Annotated in this window: 3 protein-coding genes and 1 pseudogene; 2 read left to right on the top strand and 2 right to left on the bottom strand. The window is 72.0% G+C overall.

Translation table 11 applies throughout. The annotated features are described in order from the left end of the window. Both ACFE67_RS14735 and ACFE67_RS14740 read right to left on the bottom strand, forming a co-directional pair. Nucleotides 1-952, bottom strand: a 952-nt coding sequence (locus ACFE67_RS14735) for an AAA family ATPase (RefSeq protein ID WP_375407623.1), incomplete at its 3' end; no start/stop codon positions are given. Further along, nucleotides 949-2319: a 3' terminal RNA ribose 2'-O-methyltransferase Hen1 gene (locus tag ACFE67_RS14740; protein WP_375407624.1), complete on the bottom strand. Its 1371-nt coding sequence runs from the start codon at nt 2317-2319 to the stop codon at nt 949-951. The genes ACFE67_RS14735 and ACFE67_RS14740, both read right to left, overlap by 4 nt. Nucleotides 2320-2366: 47 nt before the next feature. Between ACFE67_RS14740 and ACFE67_RS14745 the strand changes: the two genes are divergently transcribed. Both ACFE67_RS14745 and ACFE67_RS14750 read left to right on the top strand, forming a co-directional pair. Then, a complete protein-coding gene (locus tag ACFE67_RS14745; protein WP_375407625.1) occupies nt 2367-2738 on the top strand; it encodes a hypothetical protein in 372 nt (123 codons plus the stop codon). A gap of 61 nt (nt 2739-2799) precedes the next feature. After that, nucleotides 2800-3056, top strand: a pseudogene (locus tag ACFE67_RS14750) (NAD(P)-dependent dehydrogenase); the annotation flags it as partial.

Raw genomic sequence — 3056 nt, forward strand, 5'->3', positions numbered from 1 at the left:
CGAGCCGGCCGCCGTCGAGGACCAGGTGCGCGACGAGCGCCGAGCAGAAGTCGAGCACTCGCCGGCGGAAGTCCGGGCCTTCCGCCTCCAGCTGCTCGAGCGTCTCGGCCAGACCGTGCCCGGTCTGGACCTTCGCGCCGCGCAGCGCCTTCACGAGCTTGTCCTCGTGGTTGCCCTGCACCATCAGCGCGTGGCCGGCGTCGACCATGCCCATCACGAGCCGCAGCACGCCGGCGACGTCGGGTCCGCGGTCGACGACATCGCCGAGGAACACCGGCCGGCGACCGTCGGGGTGCTCGGCATCGATCGGGCGCCCGTGGTCGTCGCGACGGATCGCGTACCCGAGCCGGTCCAGGAGGGTCTCGAGCTCGGCGAGGCAGCCGTGCACGTCGCCGATGGCGTCGAACGGGCCGGTGTCCCAGGTGCGGTCGTTCAGCAGCGGCTCGCGGACGATCGTCGCCGCGTCGACCTCGTCGACGCCCGAGAGCACGTGGACCCGGCGGAACCCCTCGCGGGCGAGTCCGCGCAGCCCGCGGCGGAGCTGGTCCGACTGGCGCTGTACGACCCGCGCCGCGATCTCCCGATCTGACCTCGCCGCGTTGCGTCGCACGCAGACCGACTCCGGCACGTCGAGCACGACCGCGACGGGCAGCACGTCGTGCGCTTTCGCCAGCCCGATCAGTCGGCGGCGTGACTCCGGCTGCACGCTCGTCGCGTCGATGACGGTCAGCAGGCCCGCGGCGAGCCGTTTCGCCGCCACGTACTGCAGCGCGTCGAACGCGTCCGCAGTCGCCGACTGGTCGGTCTCGTCGCCTGCAACCATGCCGCGGAAGGCGTCGCTCGACAGCGTCTCGTAGGGGCCGAAGTGCTGCCGCGCGAATGCGGACTTCCCCGATCCGGAGACGCCGACGAGCACGACGAGGCACGTCTTCGGAATCGCGAGCGCGGTCATGCGGCCACCTCCCGCTGGAACAGCGCCAGCTGCGTCGGCGGGCCGAACTCGTCGTCCTCCGCGCCCACCGGCCGGAACGACACCCGGTACCCGCGCCGGACAGCGACCGCCTCCGCCCAGGCGCGCAGCTCGGCTCGCGTCCACTCGAACCGGTGATCGGCGTGCCGGCGATCGCCCGCGGCGAGCCCCGGGTACAGCGCGTTGTACTCGGCGTTCGGTGTCGTCAGCACGACGGCGGCGGGATGGGCCGCACCGAACACGGCGTCCTCCAGCGCATCCAGCCGGGAGGGGTCGACGTGCTCGACCACCTCCATCAGCACCATCGCGTCCATCCCCGCGAGCGACGCGTCGCGGTAGACCACCGACCCGTGCCGCAGCACGATCCGCTCGCGTTCGTCGTCCGACGCCTGCGCGAGCCCGAGCGCCGAGCCGGCCCGCTCCAGCGACCGGGCGGACACGTCGATCCCGACGATGCGACGGAACGCCCGATCCCGGGCGAGCCGTACGAGCAGCGCCCCGGATCCGCAGCCCATGTCGACGACGCTCGACGCGCCGATGTCGCGAAGGGCCTGCAGCACCGCGTCCGCCCGCAGCGCCGCGAGCGGCCGGTCGCGCGACTCGGCCTCCTCCGGCTCGACCGTCTGGGCGACCAGCGCCTTCTGATGCAGGAGGTAGCGGCGAGCGATCAGCGCGCGCTCAGGGTGCTCGTCGAGCCAGCCGGAGCCGTTCCGCTCGAGCTTGTCGACCTCGTCGTCGCCGACCCAGTAGTGCTTCGTGTCGTCCAGCGCCGGCAGCAGCACGTACAGCTGCCGCAGCGCGCGGGACAGCGGCATCCGTCCCCGCAGCGTCACCGAGCTGTACCGGGAGGGGCCCCAGGCCGGGAAGGCCGGATCGAGCGCGACCGGGACCTCCTCCACCGCCCACCCGCACGGTTCGAACAGCCGGCGGACGAGGTCGGTCTCGTCACCCCGCGACGAGACGACCGGCACCTGGATCGTCAACGGCAGGTCCGCAGCAGCCGCCTCGGGCAGCGCGTCGCTGCGCCCCGTCGTCGCGGTTCGGAACACGGCGCCGAGCGCGACGGCGAGCATGCTCGACGCGGCATACGGGCGGTCGTTGATGTAGCGGCCGAGCGAGGCGGGGTCGCTGCGGAACCGCGTGCTGCGGACCAGCGCGATCGGATCGACCTCGAGCACCATCGCCGCCGTGCAGCGCTCCGGCGTCGACTCGGGATAGAACACGTGCACGTCTCCGACCGGCGCCGAGAACCGCTGTACGCGGTCCGGGTGCTTGTGCAGCAGATGACCGAGCGCGGACGCCTCGAACCCGGAGGCCGCATCCGGCTCGTACGTCACGGTCACGATCACGTGGGCACCTCCTGGGCAGCCGCCCGAGCCTATGGGGACCGCCGTCGGTGGACGCGCTGACCCTGATCCGACCGAGCGATCCGTCGGTCGAGGGACGCAGCGTCGATCACGGACATCCGCGGCGTGCCGTTGCGGGGAGAGCTGGATCGGACGTCGCGCGCCTCGATTCAGGCGACGCGCACCTGATGCCGAGACTTCGCACGGGTGGGCTCGAATACGTTCTCCGGATGCGGGCCAAAGCGACTCCACTCGCCCTGCTGCTTGCGCAGCTGAAAGACGGAGCTGTGGTTCCGGAGCGCTACAGCAGGCGAACCGTGTACGGCCGATACGAACAGCTGATGATCACCACGGCGGTGGCACTCGTCGCCGTGCTGGGAAGCATGATCCTCTCCGGGATGGCGGCGAAGCGGCCCGACTGACGGTGGCGCGGCGCCGTGCCGCCCTCATCGACTCCCCAGTGCGGGCTCGTACGGTCGACGCATGTCCGATTCCGCACCGTCCCTGATCGACCCGACCGAGCTCTTCGCCCACATCACGCCCGAGAAGCAGTACCTGGAGGGGGCTGGTCTCGACTCCGAGATGAGCAGTCCCGCCGACCTCGGAGCGGACAGCTACACCGGGTCGGGCAAGCTCACCGGGCGTCGCGCGCTGATCACCGGAGGCGACTCGGGCATCGGGGCGGCCGTCGCGATCGCCTACGCGCGGGAGGGGTCCGACGTCGCGATCGTGCACCTGCC

Source organism: uncultured Amnibacterium sp., assembly GCF_964244015.1.
Lineage (GTDB): Bacteria > Actinomycetota > Actinomycetes > Actinomycetales > Microbacteriaceae > Amnibacterium.